This is a genomic window from Arthrobacter sp. ov118 (assembly GCF_900116495.1).
GTDB lineage: Bacteria > Actinomycetota > Actinomycetes > Actinomycetales > Micrococcaceae > Arthrobacter.
Map to the genome: position 1 here is coordinate 52,414 of NZ_FPAY01000013.1, position 20,490 is coordinate 72,903.

Genomic DNA, 20,490 nt, shown 5'->3' on the forward strand with positions numbered 1-20,490 from the left:
AAGGTAAGGGATCATGGAAGTTGTCATCCTTCCCGGCAGCAGGCAGATTTCTTCGCTTGCCGCGGATGCGGTGGAGGCCCTGCTGCGCCGCAAGCCCGACGCCGTCCTGGGCCTGGCGACCGGTTCCACCCCCTTGCCCGTCTACGCCGAGCTGGCCCTGCGGCACGAGCGCGACGGCCTGGACTTCAGCCAGGCCCGGGCCTTCGCCCTGGACGAGTACGTGGGACTGCCTGCAGGCCATCCCGGGTCCTACCGCGAGGTGATCGCCCGGGAATTCACCGCCCGGGTCAACATCAGCCCGGCCAACGTGCACCTGCCCGACGGCGCGGCGGCGGACATCCCCGCGGCCTGCCGGGCCTATGAAGAGGCTATCCGCGACGCCGGGGGAGTGGACCTCCAATTCCTCGGCGTCGGAACCGACGGCCACATCGGCTTCAACGAGCCGGGCTCGTCGCTGGCTTCCCGGACCAGGATCAAGACCCTGATCGAACAGACACGCCGGGACAACGCACGATTTTTCGGCAGCGTGGCCGAAGTGCCGCACCACGTCCTGACCCAGGGGCTCGGCACCATCCTGGAGGCCCGCCACGTGATCCTCATCGCCACCGGCGCGCAGAAGGCCCAGGCCGTCCGGGACCTCGCGGAGGGCCCTGTCGCCGCGATCTGTGCGGCCTCCGTGCTGCAGTTGCACCCGCACGCCAGCGTCCTCGCCGACGAGGCGGCGGCGTCGTCGTTGCGGCTGGCCGATTACTACCGCCACAGCTATGACCACAAACCTGCCTGGCAGGGCCTCTAGGCTCCGCCGCCCCGCCTCCTCAGCTCCGCCGTCGCGCTTCGGTACGTCGGCCGGCGCACTTCCAACGGCTAAGATGGGTGACATGACTAGCATGACCGATCCTCTCGAAAACGACCCGATGCGCGAGCTCTCCGGAGCTGGCTCGTCAACGGCAACGATCGAGCGCGAGGAACTGCGCCAGGAAGTGGAGCCCGGTGACCGGGAGCGCTTCTCGCACTACGTGCGCAAGGAAAAGATCATGGAATCCGCGCTGACCGGTGAGCCCGTCATCGCACTCTGCGGCAAGGTCTGGACGCCCGGCCGCGACCCGCAGAAGTTCCCGGTCTGCCCCGAGTGCAAGGAAGTTTACGAGGGCCTGCGCCCCGGGAACGACGGCGGCAAGGACTCCGGCGACAAATAGCGGCACGTAGCGGAAGAATCAGGATCCGCTAGCCGTCCCTCTCCGGCGGTGCCCGCCGCGCCGCCGCGATTTTTTCTGTCCAAAATAGATTGGTGTTTTTGTGCTGAATTGCGTTTCCTCGTCGGCTGCAGCCATGCGCGGATGGAGGGCGCCCCGATGACAGAGACACTTTTCGGCGGACCCACGCTTCCCCCCGCCTATCCCGAGCGGGCCGCCTGGGGTACCGCCCCGAAGTTGCGCGCCTGGCAGCAGGAGGCCCTGGACAGCTACTTCAGCACCCATCCCAAGGATTTCCTCGCCGTCGCTACCCCCGGCGCCGGTAAGACGACCTTCGCGCTGCGGGTGGCATCGATGCTGATCGATTCCGGGGTGGTGAACCGCGTGACCATCGTGGCGCCGACCGACCACCTGAAGCGCCAGTGGGCCGACGCCGCCGCCCGGGTGGGCATCGCGATCGACCCGAACTTCAAGAACGCCGACGGCCAGCACGGCCGCGGGTTCATCGGCGTCGCGGTGACGTACGCGCAGGTGGCCAGCAAGCCCATGCTGCACCGGGCCAAAACCGAGGCCGCCCGTACGCTGGTGATCCTGGATGAAATCCACCACGGCGGCGAGGCGCTGTCCTGGGGCGACGGCCTCCGGGAGGCGTTCGACCCCGCGGCGCGCAGGCTGTCCCTGACCGGCACCCCATTCCGCTCCGACACCTCGCCGATCCCGTTCGTGGAGTACGCCGAGGACAGGGACGGGATCCGGCGCTCCAAGGCCGACTACACGTACGGCTACGGCAAGGCGCTGCGGGACCACGTGGTCCGCCCGGTCATGTTCATGGCGTATTCCGGGCAGATGCGCTGGCGCACGAGCGCCGGCGACGAGATGGCAGCCTCCCTGGGGGAGTCGGCCGTCACGAAGGACATCACCTCGCAGGCCTGGCGCACGGCGCTGAATCCCGCCGGCGAGTGGATTCCCGCCGTCCTCGCCGGCGCGGACAAGCGCCTCAGCGAGGTCCGGCGCAGCGTTCCTGATGCCGGCGGCCTGGTCATCGCCACCGACCATGAGGACGCCCGCGCCTACGCAGGCCAGCTGAAGAGGATCACCGGCGAATCGCCCACCGTCATCCTCTCCGACGACGCCAAGGCCTCCAGCAAGATCGAGGAATTCTCCGCCGGCGACAAGCGCTGGATGGTGGCGGTGCGGATGGTGTCCGAAGGCGTGGACGTGCCGCGGCTCTCTGTCGGCGTTTACGCGACCTCCACCTCCACGCCCCTGTTCTTCGCCCAGGCCGTGGGCCGCTTCGTGCGTGCCCGCAAGCGCGGTGAAACGGCGTCGGTCTTCCTGCCCTCGGTGCCGCAGCTGATGGCGCTGGCCAACTCCATGGAAGCCGAGCGAGACCACGCCCTGGACCGGCCGGAGAAGGAGGACGGCGACGGCCTGTTCAATCCCGAGGACTCGCTGATGGACGAGGCGAACCGCGAGGAGAAAGCCTCGGACACGCTGATGAAGGGCAAATTCGAGGCCCTCGACTCGCAGGCGTCCTTTGACCGGGTGCTCTTCGACGGCGGCGAGTTCGGCACCGGCGGTGAAGTCGGCTCGGAGGACGAGCTCGACTTCCTCGGCATCCCCGGACTGCTCGACGCCGAACAGGTCGGCACGCTGCTGCGCCAGCGCCAGCACGAGCAGTTGAACCGCAAGAACAAGCGCGGGACCCAGGCCGTCGGCACCCCCGCGGCGGCAGCCCCGGCCGTGCCGGACCACCGAATGCTCATGGACCTGCGCACCGAGCTGGCAAAGAACGTCGCCGCGTGGTCCGCCCGGACCGGGACGCCGCACGGGGTCATCCACACCAAGCTCAGGACCGTCTGCGGCGGCCCGGCCGTTGCGCAGGCAAACGAGGAGCAGCTGCAGACCCGACTGCGAAAGCTCCAGGACTGGTTCATCGGGCGCAAATAAATGGAAAGGGACCAGGCGAATCGCCTGGTCCCTTTCTTTTGTGCGCTGGTGCTTACTGGCCGCCGCCGCAGACCTGGCCGTAGGTCTGGCCGGCCTCCGTGTAGTCGGCCTTCATGGTGTCGAGCTTGGCGGTGTCCGGGCTGGGCTTGGCCGACTCGTCAAAGTACTCGATGATGGTCTGCAGCGGAGCCCGGAGGTCATCGGATGCCGCTTCCTTTATGGGCCGCAGCTGGTTCGCGACCCTGTTCATGCCGGTCTTGTCGGACGTGGCCGACGCGGCGGAGACCACTGTCTTGACCCGGGCGCAGGTTTCCTCGTTGGTCAGCTGCGGCGTGGCTGCGCAGCCGGCGGCGCCGAGCAGGGCTCCGGCGGCAATCAGGACGGTCAGGGTCTTCTTCATGGTGTACTCCGGGGTTTTACGGTCAAGACGATATGGCAAGGATTTCGAGTCTACTGTGGCTGCGGGCTCAGGTTACATCGACGCCGCCGAGCTCCATCTCGGCAACGGCGTCGTCGAGGTCGTCGGCGATTCCGACCGTCAGACTGCGCAACACGGTGACGGAGTAGCCGGCCTGGATGGCGTCCAGCGCGGTCGCCTTGACGCAATGGTCCGTGGCGATCCCCACCACCACGATATCCTCGACGTCGTGGCTTTGGAGCCAGTCGTCGAGTCCGATCGCATCCTCCATGGCAGCGAAGGAATCCCCTGTTTCTTCCGTGCCGGACGCGGTGCCGGCTCCGGAGACGGGCATGGCGCCGGCCTTCCGGTCTCCGGTGGGGACGTCGTCCTCGGGGGCCAGGAGTCCCTCAAAGCCTGAGTACGCCGCGGCGAACTGGCCCTTGCGGAAGTAGGCCTGGATGTATTCGGGGTCGAGATTCGGATGCAACTCGGCCCCCCGGGTACCGGCCACGCAGTGCCGCGGCCAGCTGTCCTCAAAATCGGGCTCCTCCGAGAAATGCGTCCCCGGATCGATGTGCCAGTCCTGGGTGGCCACCACGTGGTCAAACTGGCCGTGGTGCGCGTCGAGGTACTCGCTGATCTCGCCGGCGAGTTCCGCACCGCCGGCGACGGCCAGGGAGCCCCCCTCACAGAAATCGTTCTGGACATCGACGATGAGCAACGCACGGGACATTTCAGTCCTCCTCGTAGATGGTGGGGATGGCTGCCTCGCCGCGCTGAAGCCGGTTGACCACCGCGGGCAGCTCCTGCATTGTCTCGGCGTGGCGGCGGCGCGCGCGCTGGACCGCCTCGGGGCCGGTCCACCCCGGCAGGACCTCGCCGTTCTTGATGAACTGGTGCAGCAGCGCACGGTCGTTCCCGTCGTCCTCCGGGTGGTGGCCGACGCCGACGATCTCCTGCGTGGCGGTGCCGCGCTCGTTGAGCTTGCGCAGGGCGTACTTGCGCCCGCCCTTGCTGGCTTTGTTCTTGGCCGCTTTCGCAACGGAGACGAACTCGCCGGAGTCGTCGGTGCGGCTGACGAGCTTATAAACCATGCTCGCCGTCGGGGCACCGGAGCCCGTGACCAGCGAGGTGCCCACGCCGTAGGAGTCCACCGGCGCCGACTGCAGCGCCGCGATGGCGTATTCGTCGAGGTCGGAGGTCACCACGATCTTCGTGTGGTCGTTGCCGAGTTCATCGAGCAGCTGCCGGACCCACTGGGCCTGCGCCACGAGGTCCCCGGAGTCCAGCCGGACGGCGCCGAGTTTGTCCCCGGCGAGTTCGACGGCGGCGCGGACGGCAGTCTCGACGTCGTATGTGTCCACCAGGAGCGAAGTTTCCGGCCCGAAGGCGGCAATCTGGGCCTCGAACGCCTCACGTTCCGTGTCATGGAGGAGCGTGAAGGAGTGCGCTGCAGTGCCCACCGTCTTCAGCCCGTAGCGCAATCCCGCTTCGAGATTGGAGGTGCTGTCGAAGCCGGCGATGACCGCGGCCCGGGCGGCGGCGGCCGCGGCTTCCTCGTGGGTCCGGCGTGAGCCCATCTCGATGCACGGGCGGCTCCCGGCGGCCGAGATCATCCGGGAGGCGGCGGAGGCGATCGCGCAGTCGTGGTTGAGCACGGAGAGCAGGTAGGTCTCCAGGATGCAGGCCTCGGCGAAGGTGGACTCCACGACCAGGACTGGGGAGTTCGGGAAGTACGCCTCACCCTCCGGGTAACCCCAGATGTCGCCGGAGAAGCTGTAGTCGGCCAGGTACTCCAGTGTCTGGTCGTTGACCACCTTGGTCCGCCGCAGGAAGTCCAGTTCCGGTTCGCCGAAGCGGAAGTTCGCGATCCCTTCCAGGAGACGTCCGGTGCCGGCCACGATCCCATACCGGCGCCCGTCCGGCAGCCGCCGGGCGAAGGCTTCGAACACCGATTTCCGGTGGGCCGCACCGGACTGCAGCGCGCCCTGCAGCATCGTCAGTTCGTAGTGGTCGGTGTACAGAGACGTGCGGGGACTGTCCCAGCCAGCTGAGGTACTCACAAATTCACTCTAGTGTGCATCCCCATAGAATGGACAGATGACCCTCAGCGTTGCGCTTGGCCCCGACACACGGGAGAGCACCCAGACCGGAACAGCGGCGTCCACCGACGTCCTGACCGCCCCGGACATCCCCTGGAACCTCGTGATCTGGAACGATCCCGTGAACCTGATGAGCTACGTGAGCTACGTGTTCCGCAGCTATTTCGGGTACTCGGAGACCAAAGCCAACAAGCTCATGATGGAGGTCCACAAGAAGGGCCGATCGATCGTGGCGCACGGCAGCAAGGAGCAGGTGGAACAGCACGCCGTGGCCATGCACGGCTACGGACTCTGGGCGACGGTGGAAAAAGCCACCGACGGCAACGGCAGCGGTTCCGGCAAGGGCAAGGGAAAACGTGGCTAAGGCATTCAAATACGGGCTTAAAGGCATCCGGGGCTACCTGGAACCGGCCGAGCGGGAACTTCTTCGCAGCCTCTTCGACGACGTCATCTCCATGCTCGCGCCGGCGAAGCAGGCCAGCCAGGACCCGCTGGCCGCCCTGGTGGGCCTGGACCCCGAAGCCCGCGAACCCTCGGACCGCGCCCTGCGGCGGCTGCTGCCGAATGTCATGAAGAACGACGGCGACGCCTCGCTTGAGTTTCGCCGCTATACCGAGCGGTCCCTGCGCGAAAGCAAGATCGGCGCGCTGAAGGCGGCGGCCCTGACCCTGGACCGGGAGGACCTGGTCCTGACCGCGGCCGACGCCCGGCACTGGGCCACGGCCCTCAACGATGTCCGGCTGGTGCTGGCCGAGCGCCTCGACATCCGCGACGACGCGGACGCCGACAACATCCACCTCATGCAGGACTGGTCCCAGGCCGAGGACGTGGAAAGCTACCTGGCCCTCGTGTACAACTTCACCACCTGGCTGCAGGAGTCACTGGTCCAGGCCATGGTGCACTCCCTCGATGCCCGGCACTGAACCCAGGCCTGTGACACATGAGACACGAGTTGCGCGCCACAATGTGATGGCCGCCCCGCAACCGTTGTCCTATCCTCAAATAATCATGACTTCAGCATCGAGTATGGATCCGGCAGCGGCTGCTGCCGACTCCCCAGCCAGCAGCAGCGCAACCGGCCCCGCCGACCCCGGGCAGGCATCCGAGCCGGGGTCGCGGCCCATTGGCGTCTTCGATTCCGGCGTCGGCGGCCTCACGGTGGCCCGGTCGATCATCGACCAGCTGCCCAACGAGTCCATCCTGTATGTCGGCGACACCGCGCACGGCCCCTACGGGCCCCTTCCCATCGCCGAAGTCCGCGCCAACGCCCTCGGTGTCATGGACGAGCTCGTCGACTCCGGCGTGAAGCTGCTCACCATCGCCTGCAACTCCGCCTCAGCCGCCGTGCTCCGCGACGCCCGCGAGCGGTACACCGCCCGGTACGGCATTCCCGTGATCGAAGTGATCCAGCCCGCCGTGCGGCGCGCCGTCGCCGCGACCCGGACCGGCCGGGTGGGCGTGATCGGGACCTCGGCCACGGTGGGTTCGCGCGCCTACGAGGACACCTTCGCGGCAGCCCCGGACCTGGAGATCACGTCCGTGGCCTGCCCCGCCTTCGTGCCATATGTGGAGGCCGGCATCACCACGGGGCCGGAACTGCTCGCCGTCGCCCGCGAATACCTGGCGCCGCTGATAGCCGCCCGGGTGGACACCGTGGTGCTTGGCTGCACGCACTACCCGCTCCTGACGGGCGTGCTCTCCTTCGTCCTGGGCGAGGACGTCACGCTGGTATCCAGTGCCGAGGAAACAGCCAAGGACGTCTACCGGTCGCTGGCTTCCCGCGGGCTTGAGCGAACGGGCGCCGCGGCGCCCGAACACCATTTCATCGCCACCGGGGATGCCGCCGCGTTCGAGCACCTTGCCCGCCGCTTCCTCGGACCCGAGGTCCTCAGTGTCCGCCACGTGGACCACGTCGCGGCGCAGTATCCCACCGGCAGCCTGGCCCGGATCACCCCGGAGATGATCGCCGCCGCGCAGGCCGGCGCGGACCGGCCGCGGATCTCCAACTTTGTGGGCGGACCCGCAGGCGGGGGAACACTGCTGTGAAGCTGACCATCGTGGGCTGCACCGGGTCCTTCCCCGGGCCCGGCTCGCCGGCGTCGTGCTATCTGCTGACCGCCAACGACGGCGAGCGGAACTGGAAGATCGTCCTGGACCTCGGCAGCGGGGCGCTTGGCGCCATCCAGCGCTACACCGACCTGGAGGACATTGACGCGATCTTCCTCACCCACCTGCACCCGGACCACTGCATGGACCTGTGCGGGCTTCACGTAGCCGTGCGCTGGAAGCCGGGCGGCTGGGGCCGCGGCAGAATCCCCGTCTGGGGGCCGGCCGCCACGGCCGACCGGATGGCCACCGCGTACGGCCTGGACCTGGATCCCGGGATGCATGAGGAATTCGACTTCGCCAACTGGTCCGAGCGCAAACCCGTGACGATGGGCCCCTTCACGGTCACGCCGTACGCCGTAAACCACCCGGTGGAAGAGGCCTACGCCCTGCGTGTCGAGGTCACAGAACCGGACAAGAACGGCGACCCCGTCGCCCGCGTCCTGAGCTACTCCGGGGACACAGACTCCTGCAGTGGGCTGGAGGACGCAGCGCGAGATTCCGACCTCTTCCTTTGCGAAGCGGCCTTTGAGGAGGGCCGCGACGACGGCATCAAGGACGTGCACCTGACCGGCAAACGGGCGGGCGAGGCCGCCGTCGCCGCCGGGGCGCGGCGGCTGCTGCTGACGCACATTCCGGTCTGGACGTCTCCCACCACCGTCATGGCCGAGGCCAAGGAAGTCTTCGGCAAGGACGTCGCCGTTGCAGTCGCGGGTGTGCACTACACGGTGTAGCCCGCGCCCGGGCACCGACGGGCAAGTCGATAAGCTAGAGGCATGACTTCCCAAGCTCCTACTGTTCCCGTCCTCCGCGCCGATGGCCGCACCGCCGATCAGCTGCGTCCGATCAGCATCACCCGCGGCTGGTCCAAGCAGGCCGAGGGATCGGCCCTGATCGAGTTCGGCAACACCCGTGTCTTGTGCACGGCCTCCCTGACAGAGGGTGTCCCGCGCTGGCTCAAGGGTGAGGGCCGCGGCTGGGTTACCGCCGAATACGCCATGCTCCCGCGGGCCACGAACACCCGTTCCGACCGTGAATCGGTCAAAGGAAAAATCGGCGGACGCACGCATGAGATCTCCCGGCTGATCGGCCGCTCGCTGCGCTCCATCATCGACACCAAGGCCCTCGGGGAGATCACGATCGTGCTGGACTGCGATGTCCTGCAGGCTGACGGCGGAACGCGGACCGCGGCCATCACCGGCGCGTACGTGGCGCTGGCAGACGCCATCCGGTTCGCCCGGGAGAAGAAGATGATTGCCCGGAACGCCGAGCCCCTGATCGACACCATCGCCGCTGTTTCAGTCGGCATCATCGACGGCGTGCCGATGCTCGACCTGCCCTATGTCGAGGATGTGCGCGCGGAGACGGACATGAACGTCGTGGTGACCGGCTCCGGCAAGTTCGTCGAAGTCCAGGGCACCGCTGAGGGCGCACCCTTCGACCGTGACGAACTGAACCAACTGCTGGACCTGGCCCTCCTGGGCACCGAACAGCTCGCGGCCATCCAGCGCGACACCCTGGCGGAAGCCCCGTGACGGAAGCGCCGCTGGCGGACCAGCCTGACAAGGACGGCGCCGCCCCCCGCTTGGTCCTCGCCACCCACAACAAGGGCAAGCTCCGGGAACTCCGTGAGCTGCTGCGCGGCCAGGTGCCCGGGCTCGACGTCGACACGCAGGTGGTGGACGCCGGCGCCGTCGGCGCCCCCGACGTCGCCGAGACCGGCGTGACGTTCGCCGAAAACTCGCTCCTGAAAGCCCGGGCCGTGGCGGAGGCCACCGGGCTGGTGGCGATCGCCGACGACTCCGGGTTGGCCGTGGACGTGCTGGGCGGCGCGCCCGGGATCTTCTCGGCGCGCTGGTCCGGCCGGCACGGCGACGATGCCGCGAACCTGCAGCTGCTGCTGGCCCAGCTGGCGGACGTGCCAGACGAGTACCGCGGGGCGGCGTTCGTCTGCGCCGCGGCGCTTGCGGTCCCCGGGGCCGAAGCCGACGGCGGCCGGGAAGTAGTCGAGTACGGGCAGCTGGAAGGGGTGCTCCTGCGGGAGCCGCGCGGGGAGGGCGGCTTCGGCTACGACCCCGTCCTGCAACCGAGCGGGCTGGACCGCAGCTGCGCCGAGCTCAGCTCCGAGGAGAAGAACGCCATCAGCCACCGGGGACATGCGTTCCGGGCGCTCCTGCCGGCCATCGTCGAGGCCTTGGCCGGACGGTAGCCCTGCGGCCGCGGCAGCTGCCGCGGATCTTGTTTTAAACAACGAAGGCGCCCCACAGCGTGGGGCGCCTTCGTTGTTGAGGGCGTCAGGGGGTCCGGCGCTCTTCTTCGGGCCTGTGCTCTTCGATGAACTCGTCCACGGCGTCCGTGCCGTACTTCCCGGCCTGCCGTTTGGCAATGGTTCCACGGATGACTTCGATGGCGACCGGGATCACCGAAATCAGCACGATGACGATGAAGATAACGTCCAGGTTGTCCCGGACCCACGGCACCGTGTCGCCGAGCAGGTACCCCAGCAGCGTGACGCCGCCGCCCCACAGCACCGCACCGATCACGTTGTAGGTAAAGAACTTGCGCTTGCTCATCTCCGCGACGCCGGCAATCACCGGGACAAAGGTGCGGATGATCGGCACGAAGCGGGCCAGGATCAGCGACTTGCCGCCGTGCTTTTCGAAGAAGGCATGGGCGCTTTCCACGTTTTCGTGCTTGAACAGCCTGGAATTAGGCCTCTTGAACAGGGCAGGTCCGGCCTTGGACCCAATCAGGAAGCCCACCTGGTTGCCGATAATCGCGGCGACGATGATGAGCGCGGTCAGGACCAGAATGTTGACCTGGATGGTGCCGGTGGCCACAAGCAGCCCGGCCGTGAACAGCATGGAATCGCCGGGCAGGAAGAAGCCCACCAACAGCCCGGTTTCGGCGAAGATGATGCCGCAGACCAGCAGGACCACCCACGGCGCGAAGACCGGATTAGCCAGGAAGACCTGCGGGTTGAGCCAGTCGGGCAGGAAGGAGGCCAGATGCGGCTGCACGGGGCCGGCGCCGCCAAGGGCGGACACGGCGAGGTCGCTGATTGCTATTACGTTCACCCATTAAGGGTACTTGACGGGCCCGGACCAGCCGGCGGGCGCGGCCGGCGGCGGGGGGAGACAGCGTCCGGGTGGGCCGCCGGCGGACGGTAAAGTTGAGCGAGTGGGTTTGGACTTTACGGCGATCGATTTTGAGACCGCGAACGGCTTCCGCGGTTCACCGTGCGCCGTTGGCCTGAGCAAGGTCCGCGGCGGTGTCGTCGTCGAGGAGGCGTCCTGGCTCATGCGGCCGCCGGAAAACTACGACACGTTCGACCACCACAACGTCCGGATCCATGGCATCCGCCCGGACCAGGTGGCGGGCCTGCCGCGCTTCGGCGAGCTTTTCCCTGAGATCGGCGCCTTCATCGGCGGGGACGTGCTGGCCGCCCACAACGCGGCGTTCGACCTCGGCGTGATCCGTTCAGGCCTGGAAGTGTCGGGGCTACCCGGTCCGGCCTACGACTACGTCTGCACGGTGATGCTGTCCCGGCGCTGCTACTCGCTGGTGTCCAATTCGCTGCCCTACGCCGCGGAAGAGGCCGGCGTGCCGTTGGTCAACCACCACGATGCCGCCGAGGACGCCCGTGCCTGTGCCGGCATCCTGATCGACATCGCCCGCCGCAACGGGGCGGCGAGCATTGCCGAACTCCATCTGTCCCTCGGCTTGGCCGTTTCGCACCAGCCGGCCTTCGATCCCCGGCTGGACCCGTTGTCCAAAGCCACCGTGGCCGCGCTGGACGCGCTCGCCGGGGGAACGGCCACGCCCTCGCGCCGGCCGTTCGTTTCAGGGTGGCCTGAGGAAGGGCCCAACCCCGAGCCCAGCGCCGCCGCCAGCCCCGGCCACCCGCTGTTCGGCCAGACCGTCGTGTTTACCGGCGAGCTGGCGATACCGCGCACAGAAGCCAAGGTCCGCTCCGCCGAGCTGGGTGCGCGGCCCGAAAGCCGGGTCACGGCCCGCACCACCGTCCTGGTGGTGGGTGACGGCTTTGTGGCCGCGGACCTACGCTCTGGCCGGCTCACAGGCAAGGCCCGCCGTGTCCTGGAACTGCACGAACGCGGGCAACGGATCGAGGTCCTGTCCGAGGGGGAATTCCTCCAGATGGTCGGCGGCCACGTGGTGGCTGCCTCGGCCTGAGCATGCAGGCGGGGCCGCAGGGGGCGGTCACATGGCGCAACAATCATTCCAACCGCGGGGCGCCGCTCCCTAGTCTTGGCCCATGAGGCCTTGGCACATGAGCACACCGGATCCGAAGGCTCCCGCGGCGCCGGAGAGGGGAATCGACTGGCGCAGGGTGTTCGCATTCCCCAACCCGGTGAACTAGTACTCCGCCCGCATCACTGCTGCCCTGGTGGTGGTGCTCGCCGCAGTGACCCTGCTGACCGGGTTCGGCTGGGGGCTTGCCATCATCGCGGCTGGGTTCTGGCTGCGCGTACTGTTCGGCCCGCGGATCTCGCCCCTGGCCCGGCTCTCCGTCAAGGTCCTGACGCCTTGGCTCGGACGGACCCGGCTGGTTCCCGGCCCGCCCAAGCGATTCGCCCAGGGCATCGGCGCCGCCGTGTCGACGGCCGCTGCGTTGCTGCTGGCCGCCGGCGTCGCCCCGGCGGCATGGGTCTTGCTGGCAGTACTGATTGCGGCGGCCTCGCTGGAGGCATTCGCCGGGTTCTGCCTCGGCTGCAGCATCTTCGGCTTCCTGCAGCGCCGCGGACTCATCCCGGAGGACGTCTGCGAGGCCTGCAACAACATCACGCTCCCGCGCGCCTGAACCTGCGCGGTGATCTAAAACGCGGGTGATCTTAAACGCCGTTGGTTTTAGACGCCGGTGACGGCCGCCAGCCTCGATGCCATGCCCCGGATGACCTCCGGCGCTTCCAGCGCGGCCAGCCAGCCGGCCGGAAGGCACTGCTCGCCGTAGTACGCGCCCAGGATGTTCCCGGCGATCGACGCCGTTGAGTCACTGTCCCCGCTGTGGTTCACCGCGACCGCGATCGCCGCGCGGAAGTGCGCCTCAGCGGCGTCGGCCGCCGTCGTCCCTGTTTCTGTCCCGGTTCCCGGGGCGGTGGCCAGCACGGCGTAGAGTGCGACGGCGAGGGCCTCCTCGGCGACCCACCCCTCGCCGAGTTCGCTGACCAGGGCTTCAGAGCTGAGCCTGTCGCCCGCCAGCCGCAGGGCCGACTCCAGCCGGGCCATCACGTCAGGATCCGGGTCTTCGCCCTTGCGCAGGACGCCGCCGCGGAGGTGCCCCAGCGCCGATTCCGCTGCTTCGCGCGGCCCGAGTCCGGAAGCCAGGGCATGGATGACCAGACTGAAGACGCCGGCGCTTTGCCGCGCCGCGGGGTGCCCGTGGGTCAGGGAGGCGGCGTCGGCACTGAGCTTGTAGACCGTTTCTGGCGCGAGGTGGGGAATCAGGCCGAACGGGGCCGAGCGCATCACTGTGCCGCAGCCCTTTGAATCGGGATTGACCGGACGGTACACGGTACCCATCTCGCCCGTGGCGAGTCCGCTCAGGCACGCGTTGCCGGGCGCCCGGCGGTTTTTGAGGACGTCCTGGCCGTCGATCCAACGCGGCGGCTGAACCGGGGCCGACGGCGGCACGGCAACGCCCTGCGTGCCGAGCCAGCGCAGGTACGCCAGCCACACGCACGCGTTAATGTCGGCCGCCACGCCGTCGTTGGCCCACTCCAGGGCCTCGAGCAGGCCGTCGGCGGTGTACAGCGTCATTTGCGTGTCGTCTGAAAAGTGGCTGCCGGGGCCAAGCGCGGAAAAGTCCTGCAGGCCCGCGGGGCCGAACCGGGCACGGATCGCGGAAATGTCGTCGAACTCGACGGCGTAGCCGAGCGAATCGCCGAGCGCACCGCCGAGCAGGCAGCCGTGGATCCGCGAGCCGTGCTCCGGCGCGGAGGCTGGCTTCGAGGCGGGGGCCGAAGCGGGGGAGTGCGGCGGGCCGGGTACTGGGGCAGGTGCGGGAGTGGTCCCGGGCTCGGTGCTCATGTCCCCAAATTTACCGGCACCGCCGCGCACCGCCCAATGAGGCCCACCGGTGCCGCACTGCCCACTGAGGCCCACCGGTGCCGCACTGCCCGATGCGCACTGCCCAATGCGGCCCGGCCGGTGTCCAACGCCGGTAGGGTGCTGTTAGGACCCGTCCGGGGGTCAGTCCGGCGATCAGGCAAGGTAGCCGCACAGCGATGCCTCGGCCGGGCCAGATGAGCCCAGCAAGAGGAAACGAATGCGCGAACCAGTGTGGCGGAAGACCGGGAGCACGCCCGATTACAGATTTTCTTTGGCCAACGAGCGGACGTTCCTGGCCTGGATCCGCACGTCCTTGGCCCTGATCGCGGGCGCACTGGCGATTGACCAGCTGGCCCCGGAGATCGCGCCCGCACCGGTGCGGATTGTGCTGTGCGTGATCCTCGCGTTCCTGGGCGCGGGCCTGGCCGCCCTGTCCTACCGCCGGTGGGGGCTCATGGAGGCAGCGATGCGCAATAACCAGGAGCTGCCGTTCTCCGGCGTGATGTTGGTCATGACGATCGGCGTTGCGGCCGCGGCCCTCGTATTCGCCATCCTGATCCTGGTGGCGCGGTGATTCCGGGTGCGGCCCGGGATCCCGGGCTGCAGCCAGAGCGGACCTCCCTGTCCTGGCGCCGGACCCTGCTGGCATTGATCGTTGCGGACCTGCTGATCTGGCGCAGCTGGGCGCTCGCGGCATCCCGCAGCGTCCCCGGCCCTGTTGACTACCTGGGGATCTGTGCGCTCGTCGCTATGGCCGCCACCCTGGTGCTTGGCGTGTGCGTGCTGGCCCGGGGGCGGGAGCTCCGCCGCTCCAACTCCGCGCCGCCGGCGGCGCTCCTGCGCTGGGCCGCCGGCGCCGTCGTCGCCCTCGCCGCCAGCGCCGTGGCCGCGGTGGGCCTCGGGCACTGAGGAAGGCGGGCACTGAGCGGCCCCGCGCTGAAGGCGTGCGCTGAAGGCGTGCAGTGAAGGCGGGCACTGAGCGGGCCCGCAGGGGGAACCCAGCCAACATCCAGACGGCGCTGACAGACTGCGGGCGGACCATTCTCCGGGCGGGCCGCGGCCGCGCCCGGACCACGACCCGGCGGCGGCCAGCGACGGCGCCAAATTCAGCCCCAGGGTGCGCTGCCACCAGCAAAGGAAATCCTGACCATGACCCTTCTTGTGCCAGCCCCCGAGTCCGTGGGCGTCCAGCCCGCGGCCTCCAACGACAGCCCGCCCCGCCCCCGGCTCGCCGCCAGGTTGTCCGCCGAGGCGTTCGGGACCCTGATCATCGTGGTCGCAGGGCTCGGTGTGCCGCTGTTCACTATTCCGCAGTCGAACCCGCTGCCCGCCGCCTTGGCTGCCGGCCTGGCCCTGACGGCGGCGATGCTGGCCGTCGGCTACGTCTCCGGCGGGCACTTCAACCCGGCCGTCACTGTGGGCAACGTCATTGTCGGCCGGATCAAGCCGGGCGCGGCCGCCGCCTACATTGGCGCCCAGCTGGCGGGCGCCGCGCTCGGAGCCGCCGCCCTGTTCGGCGTCCTGTGCACCGTCCCGACGATCACCGACAGCCAGGGCGCCTTCGCCACCGTGGCGGCCGGATTCGGCGAACATTCGGTCATCCAGGTACCGATGGCCGGCGTCCTGCTCATGGAGGTCCTCGGGACGGCCCTGCTCGTCGCCGTGTTCCTTGCCACGACGGCCAGCAGGAGCCCTGCCACGGCGGCTGCCCCCTTCGCGGTCGGCCTGACGGCGGCGGTGCTCCTGCAGTTCGGCCAGGCGCTCGGCAACGTCCCCTTCAACCCTGCCCGGGCCACGGCGTCGGCCATCTTCAGCGGCCCGAATGCGCTCGGGCAGCTGTGGCTGTTCTGGGTGGCACCCCTGGTCGGCGCGGCCATCGCAGCCCTGGTTTTCCGCGGCTTCGGGCAGCCGACCGCCGCGGCAGTTCCCCGCACGGACCGCCTTTCCGCCCGGAACAACGCCGCCGCGGAGCACACTGACAATGAGCAGGATTCTGCGTTTGACGATGCTGAGCTGGCTGACGCCGAGTTCGAAGACGCAGAGTTGGACGACGCCGAGTTGACTGCAAAGTCGAACGCAAAGCCGGCCGTCGCGAAGCCGGATGTCGCGAAGTCGGCCGACCCAAAGTTGGACGACGGCGTCGGCCCTGCATCCGATTCCCGGGCCGGTTCCAGCGCCGCCGATGACGAAGCCCGCAGCTTCTTCGACAGCAAGCGCTGACGCCCGCCGCCCAGGAACCTCCAGGAACCCCCAAGCAACGCGGCGTCACTTATGGCCCATTCGAAGGGCCGGAATGGGCGCCAAGTGACCCCGCGTTGCTTCACCGGGGTGGTGGCGCAAGACTGTCGGTGCCAGCCGATACGGTAGGAATATGCGGTTATTGCACACCTCCGACTGGCATTTGGGCCGGTCCTTCCACGGCGTCGGCATGCTGGATGCCCAGCGTTCCTTCATCGACCAGCTCGTGGCCTTTGTCCGGGACGAAGCCGTGGACGTCGTCCTCATCGCCGGTGACGTCTACGACCGCGCCTTGCCCGGAGTCGACGTCGTCGGGCTGCTTGACGACGCACTGGTGCGCCTGACCGGAGCCGGTGCCCAAGTAGTCCTCACAAGCGGCAACCACGATTCGGCGATCAGGCTGGGCTTCGCCTCACGGCTCCTCGAACGCGGCGGAGTGCATCTGCGCACGCGGCTGGATGAACTCGACCAGCCCGTCCTCTTACCGCTCGATCCGGCAGGCGACACGGGGCCGGTGCTGGCCATTTACGGAATACCGTGGCTCGAGCCCCGGCTCGTCGCCGAGCAGCTGGGCGTCGGGACAGCAAGCCACTTCGAGGTCACGCGCGCCGCCACCGAACGGATCCGGGCGGACGTGCAGCACCGCCGCGTGACCCGGACCGTCCACTCGGTGGTCCTGGCCCACACCTTCGCCAGCGGGGGCATCAGCTCAGACAGCGAACGGGATCTTAGTATCGGCGGGGTCGGCGCCGTCCCGCTGGATCTCTTCGACGGCTTTGACTACACCGCACTGGGCCATTTACACGGCCGGCAGGAGCTCTCTGCGGCGGTGCGCTACTCCGGCTCGCCGCTGGCCTACTCGTTCTCCGAAGCCAAGCACAAGAAGGGCAGCTGGCTGGTGGAGGTCGATGCCGCAGGGATCGGCGAGGTGCGCGAAGTACTCTGGGAACCGCCCCGTAACCTGGCCGTGCTGCGCGGGAAACTGGAGGACCTCCTGGAATCGGAAGACTTCGCCTGGGCCGAGGGCGCCTATTGCCAGATCACCCTGACGGACCCGGCGCGCCCCGCACAAGCGATGGACCGGCTCCGGACACGGTTCCCGGACACCCTGGTGCTCGGTTTCGATCCCGACGGCCCCGGCGCGGGGCCGAAGGCCAGCTACAGCAGCCGGCTCGCCGAAGCCGACGACGACCTCTCCGTGTGCTGCGGGTTCCTCGAGCACGTCCGGGGACGCGCCGCTTCCGACGCCGAATCGGCAGTCCTCGCCGAGGCGCTCGAAGCCGTACGCCTGGAAGGGGCCTCGCTGTGAGGATCCACCGCCTGGAAATTTCCGCCTTCGGCCCTTTCGCGGGCACGGAGCGGATTGACTTCGACCGCCTCAGCGCTCACGGGCTGTTCCTGCTGAACGGTGCCACCGGCGCCGGCAAGACCAGCGTCCTGGACGCCATCTGTTTCGCCCTGTACGGATCGGTGCCAGGGGCTCGCCAGGACGGCAAACGGCTGCGCAGCGACCATGCGGAGACCGCCGCCGAGCCGCGCGTCACCTGCGAATTCTCGGCCAAGGGCCGTCACTTCGAGGTCTCCCGCTCGCCCGCCTGGAACAAGCCAAGCGCCCGGGGAAAGAACGGCTTCACGGTCCAGCAGGCCAACACCCTGCTGCGCGAACGCATCGACGGCGTGTGGACGGAAAAGTCCGGCCGGAACGATGAGGCCGGGGCCGAGATCGCCGACGTCCTGGGCATGAACCGGGACCAGTTCACCCGCGTGGTCATGCTGCCGCAGGGCGACTTCGCCGCCTTCTTGCGGTCCAAGGCGTCCGACCGCCTGGAGCTGCTGCAGAGCCTGTTCGGCACACAGCGCTTTGAAGCCGTGGAGCAGGAACTGTCCCGGCAGGCGCAGGCCGCCAAGACGGAGGTGGCAAGCCTCACCTCGAGGCTGGACCTGCTGCTGTCCCAGGCGGAGTCTGAAACCGCGGCACTCGAACTTGACCCCGAGGGCGCCCCTGGCCGGGACGTGCCCGATGCCCTGCTGGCGTGGCTGGGCGACGCTGCGGCAACTGCCGCGGATACGCGACGGACGGCGGCCGCGGCGGCTCAACAAGAGTCGGTCAAGCAAGCTGCACTTCTGGAGGCCGCCAACGCACGGGCAAGCCGCCAGGCGAAACTGGCCGCCGCGGAACTTCGCCGCAATGACGCAGACGCCGCCGCCCCGGTCCTGGCCGAACAAGCTCTCACGCTGGGCCTGCACCGCAAAGCCGAGGTGCTCGGCGGCCAGTTGCGGGCTGTTGAAAGCGCCAAGGGGGCCGAGGACCTGGCGGGAACAGCCCTGGCAGAGGCCGCGCGGGAACTGCGGTCCGCGGCTGTCACAGATCCCGAGCTCGCGGGGCTGGTCCTCTTCGATCCTGGCGCGGGAAACGCCGCCTCCTTCGACAGCGCAGCCCTCCGCAGCGCGCTCGGACGGCTGCGGTCCCTGCGTGCCGTGCTCGCAGAACGCCTGCCCGACGAAGCCCGGCTTGCCGGGTTGACGGACCGCCGTGGCCGACTGCGCCGGCAGCTGCAGGACCTGGAAACCGGTCAGCGGACCGGAGCCGCAGTCCTGGACGCCTTGCGCTCAGAATCGGCCGCCCTGCTCGCCGGAATACGGCCGCTCGAGGAACTTGCCGCCGAAGTCCAGCTGCGCAACAAGGAGGCAACGGCCGCGGACGAGCTGGTGACCATCGTGGGCCGTTACCTCGACGCGGAGGCCGCATGCTCGGCCATCGAGGAACGGCACACCGCGGCCCGGACCGAACACCAGGACCTTCGCCAGCACTGGCTCGACCTCCGCGAGCAACGGCTCACCAACGCCGCAGCCGAGCTCGCCGCCCAGCTGACCGACGGCGATCCCTGCCCGGTTTGCGGTAGTCCAGAGCACCCGGTCCCGGCCCCGGCGGCGGACTCTGCCCTGGCAGTGGCCGAGGCGGAGAAGGCAGCCCAGGATGCCTGCGATACGGCGGAAGCGGCGTTCACGGCCCTCGGGCGCAAACTTGCCGAGGCCCAGCAGCACGTCGCTGTCCTGGCGGCCCAGGGCGGGAGCACACCTGTCGCGGAAGCGCGTGCCGATGCGGAGTTGGCCCGGGACCGGGCCCACGACGCCGGCCGTGCGGCCGCGGAGCTGGCCACGAGCCGGGCACGGCTGACGGAACTCGACGACGCAATCAGCACCGCCGAACGCGCGAAGGCCGAGGCCGCCTCCGACATCGCCGAAACACAGTCGAGGATCGCCGAGGTCGAGGAACAGGCGGAGGTCCTCGAACAGGCCCTGGACAAGCTCCGCGCCGGCCACGCTGGCCTCGAGGAACGGATCGCCGCCCTCACCGGTACGGCTGCGGTCCTTGAAGAGGCAGATGCTGCCCAGTCGGCCCTGGAACAGGCCGGCGCCCGGGTGGCGGAAACGCGTCGGCAGCTTGAGCAGGCACTGCCCGCAGCCGGGTTCCCCTCCGAAGCCGCGGCCCGGGCGGCCCTGCTTCCGGCGCCGGAGGCCGCCCGCTTGGAGGCCGCCATCCGTGCCGGACAGGACGAAGCCGCCAGGATCCAGGAACTGTTCGCCGGGGAAGAACTTGCGCAGGCGGCCGCCGAAAGGGCCGCCGGGGAGACCGTCGGCGATTCCGCCCTCGAACAACTCCGGCTGCAGTCTGCCGCGGCGGGGCGCAATGCCCGGGACGCCCTGCTCGCGGCTGGTCTGGCGGAAAACTCCGTCCGGACGCTCGGACGCATCGCCGGCGATTACGCGGAACTCGCCGCCGCCGGGAGGGAACCGCGGGAACGAGCCGCGCTGTTGGCCGCTGTGGCCGACGCCGCCAAGGGCGGCGGGGACAACACCTACCGCATGAGCCTGAACAGCTACGTCCTCGCCGCCCGGTTGGAACAGGTCGCCGTTGCCGCCTCGGAACGTTTGATCGGCATGAGCGACGGCCGCTACACGCTGCAGCACTCCGATGCGAAAGCAGCCCGAGGAGCCAAATCCGGCCTCGGCCTGGAGGTTGTGGATGAGTGGACCGGCCAGCGCCGCGATACCTCCACGCTTTCGGGCGGCGAGTCCTTCATGGCCTCGCTTGCCTTGGCCCTTGGCCTGGCCGACGTGGTGCAGCACGAGTCCGGCGGTGTGGACATCGAAACCCTGTTCGTGGACGAGGGCTTCGGCAGCCTTGACGACCAGGCACTGGAACAGGTCATGGACGCCCTCGAGGGACTCCGGGATGGGGGCAGGGTAGTGGGGCTCGTGAGCCATGTGGCGGAGATGAAACAGCGCATCGGCACGCAGCTGCAAGTGGTCAAGGGCCGAGCTGGCTCCACCCTGCACATCGGCGACGACCTTAGGGTCTGACCCGGCGGAACCGGTCCGTTATCATAGATCTGTTACCGGGTCGCGCGCATCGGGAGGAGGGACGATG

The 20,490-nt window shown here is 68.9% G+C and carries 21 protein-coding genes; 16 read left to right on the plus strand and 5 right to left on the minus strand.

Going from position 1 to position 20,490, the window contains the following annotated elements; all coding sequences use genetic code 11:
- Positions 1–13 precede the first annotated feature (13 nt).
- The 3 genes from nagB to BM372_RS18985 all read left to right on the plus strand — a co-directional run bounded on the left by nagB (position 14) and on the right by BM372_RS18985 (position 3,143).
- Entirely contained in the window at positions 14–796 is a 783-nt protein-coding gene (gene nagB / locus BM372_RS18975; protein WP_090957005.1) for a glucosamine-6-phosphate deaminase, read from the plus strand.
- A gap of 73 nt (positions 797–869) precedes the next feature.
- Entirely contained in the window at positions 870–1,196 is a 327-nt protein-coding gene (locus tag BM372_RS18980) for a DUF3039 domain-containing protein (protein ID WP_090957006.1), read from the plus strand.
- A gap of 156 nt (positions 1,197–1,352) precedes the next feature.
- Positions 1,353–3,143, plus strand: a complete 1,791-nt coding sequence (locus tag BM372_RS18985; protein ID WP_090957007.1) for a DEAD/DEAH box helicase — start codon at positions 1,353–1,355, stop codon at positions 3,141–3,143.
- Positions 3,144–3,195: 52 nt separating this feature from the next.
- Here the strand turns inward: BM372_RS18985 and BM372_RS18990 are convergent, their stop codons facing one another.
- From BM372_RS18990 to BM372_RS19000, 3 genes are read right to left on the minus strand one after another with little or no spacing between them, the layout of a single operon-like run.
- Positions 3,196–3,582 (minus strand): hypothetical protein, encoded by a 387-nt coding sequence (locus BM372_RS18990; protein ID WP_371261765.1) that lies wholly within the window; start codon positions 3,580–3,582, stop codon positions 3,196–3,198.
- A 28-nt stretch (positions 3,583–3,610) separates the two neighbouring features.
- Positions 3,611–4,276, minus strand: a complete 666-nt coding sequence (locus tag BM372_RS18995) for an isochorismatase family protein (RefSeq protein ID WP_090957009.1) — start codon at positions 4,274–4,276, stop codon at positions 3,611–3,613.
- A 1-nt stretch (position 4,277) separates the two neighbouring features.
- Complete coding sequence (locus BM372_RS19000) at positions 4,278–5,606, minus strand: nicotinate phosphoribosyltransferase (RefSeq protein WP_256214440.1); 1,329 nt, start codon at positions 5,604–5,606, stop codon at positions 4,278–4,280.
- Positions 5,607–5,643: 37 nt separating this feature from the next.
- Between BM372_RS19000 and clpS the strand changes: the two genes are divergently transcribed.
- The 6 genes from clpS (at position 5,644) to rdgB (ending at position 9,960) form a co-directional block, all read left to right on the plus strand.
- The gene (gene clpS / locus BM372_RS19005; RefSeq protein WP_090957010.1) at positions 5,644–6,009 is read left to right on the plus strand and encodes an ATP-dependent Clp protease adapter ClpS; all 366 of its coding nucleotides are present in this window, start codon (positions 5,644–5,646) and stop codon (positions 6,007–6,009) included.
- A complete protein-coding gene (locus BM372_RS19010) occupies positions 6,002–6,568 on the plus strand; it encodes a DUF2017 domain-containing protein (RefSeq protein WP_090957011.1) in 567 nt (188 codons plus the stop codon). The genes clpS and BM372_RS19010 overlap by 8 nt, the downstream gene beginning before the upstream one ends.
- 103 nt (positions 6,569–6,671) lie before the next feature.
- A complete protein-coding gene (murI, locus tag BM372_RS19015; protein WP_256214441.1) occupies positions 6,672–7,691 on the plus strand; it encodes a glutamate racemase in 1,020 nt (339 codons plus the stop codon).
- Positions 7,688–8,485 (plus strand): MBL fold metallo-hydrolase, encoded by a 798-nt coding sequence (locus tag BM372_RS19020; RefSeq protein ID WP_090957013.1) that lies wholly within the window; start codon positions 7,688–7,690, stop codon positions 8,483–8,485. Before murI ends, BM372_RS19020 begins: the two co-directional genes overlap by 4 nt.
- Before the next feature lie 42 nt (positions 8,486–8,527).
- Positions 8,528–9,286 carry a ribonuclease PH gene (gene rph / locus BM372_RS19025; protein WP_090957014.1) on the plus strand — a complete coding sequence of 253 codons (759 nt, stop codon included), beginning with the start codon at positions 8,528–8,530 and terminating at the stop codon, positions 9,284–9,286.
- The gene (gene rdgB, locus BM372_RS19030; protein ID WP_090957015.1) at positions 9,283–9,960 is read left to right on the plus strand and encodes an RdgB/HAM1 family non-canonical purine NTP pyrophosphatase; all 678 of its coding nucleotides are present in this window, start codon (positions 9,283–9,285) and stop codon (positions 9,958–9,960) included. The genes rph and rdgB overlap by 4 nt, the downstream gene beginning before the upstream one ends.
- Before the next feature lie 85 nt (positions 9,961–10,045).
- Here rdgB and BM372_RS19035 read toward each other — a convergent pair whose 3' ends face one another.
- Positions 10,046–10,813: a VTT domain-containing protein gene (locus BM372_RS19035; protein ID WP_090957048.1), complete on the minus strand. Its 768-nt coding sequence runs from the start codon at positions 10,811–10,813 to the stop codon at positions 10,046–10,048.
- A gap of 118 nt (positions 10,814–10,931) precedes the next feature.
- Here BM372_RS19035 and BM372_RS19040 point away from each other — a divergent pair, with 118 nt between their 5' ends.
- Entirely contained in the window at positions 10,932–11,945 is a 1,014-nt protein-coding gene (locus tag BM372_RS19040; protein ID WP_090957016.1) for a 3'-5' exonuclease, read from the plus strand.
- A 199-nt stretch (positions 11,946–12,144) separates the two neighbouring features.
- Positions 12,145–12,573, plus strand: a complete 429-nt coding sequence (locus BM372_RS19045; protein ID WP_256214444.1) for a DUF4395 domain-containing protein — start codon at positions 12,145–12,147, stop codon at positions 12,571–12,573.
- Between the two features lie 47 nt (positions 12,574–12,620).
- Here the strand turns inward: BM372_RS19045 and BM372_RS19050 are convergent, their stop codons facing one another.
- On the minus strand, positions 12,621–13,799 hold the full coding sequence (locus BM372_RS19050; RefSeq protein ID WP_090957017.1) for an ADP-ribosylglycohydrolase family protein: 1,179 nt from the start codon (positions 13,797–13,799) through the stop codon (positions 12,621–12,623).
- A 292-nt stretch (positions 13,800–14,091) separates the two neighbouring features.
- On the opposite strand from BM372_RS19050, the gene BM372_RS19055 reads away from it, so the two are divergent.
- From BM372_RS19055 to BM372_RS19075, 5 genes are all read left to right on the plus strand, one after another.
- A complete protein-coding gene (locus BM372_RS19055; RefSeq protein ID WP_256214442.1) occupies positions 14,092–14,394 on the plus strand; it encodes a YidH family protein in 303 nt (100 codons plus the stop codon).
- Positions 14,391–14,729, plus strand: coding sequence for a DUF202 domain-containing protein (locus BM372_RS19060; protein ID WP_090957019.1), 339 nt, complete (start codon positions 14,391–14,393; stop codon positions 14,727–14,729). The genes BM372_RS19055 and BM372_RS19060 overlap by 4 nt, the downstream gene beginning before the upstream one ends.
- 240 nt (positions 14,730–14,969) lie before the next feature.
- Positions 14,970–16,040, plus strand: a complete 1,071-nt coding sequence (locus tag BM372_RS19065; protein WP_090957020.1) for an MIP/aquaporin family protein — start codon at positions 14,970–14,972, stop codon at positions 16,038–16,040.
- Positions 16,041–16,191: 151 nt separating this feature from the next.
- Positions 16,192–17,367 carry an exonuclease SbcCD subunit D gene (locus tag BM372_RS19070; protein ID WP_090957021.1) on the plus strand — a complete coding sequence of 392 codons (1,176 nt, stop codon included), beginning with the start codon at positions 16,192–16,194 and terminating at the stop codon, positions 17,365–17,367.
- On the plus strand, positions 17,364–20,423 hold the full coding sequence (locus tag BM372_RS19075) for an AAA family ATPase (RefSeq protein ID WP_090957022.1): 3,060 nt from the start codon (positions 17,364–17,366) through the stop codon (positions 20,421–20,423). Before BM372_RS19070 ends, BM372_RS19075 begins: the two co-directional genes overlap by 4 nt.
- The last annotated feature ends 67 nt before the right edge of the window (positions 20,424–20,490 follow it).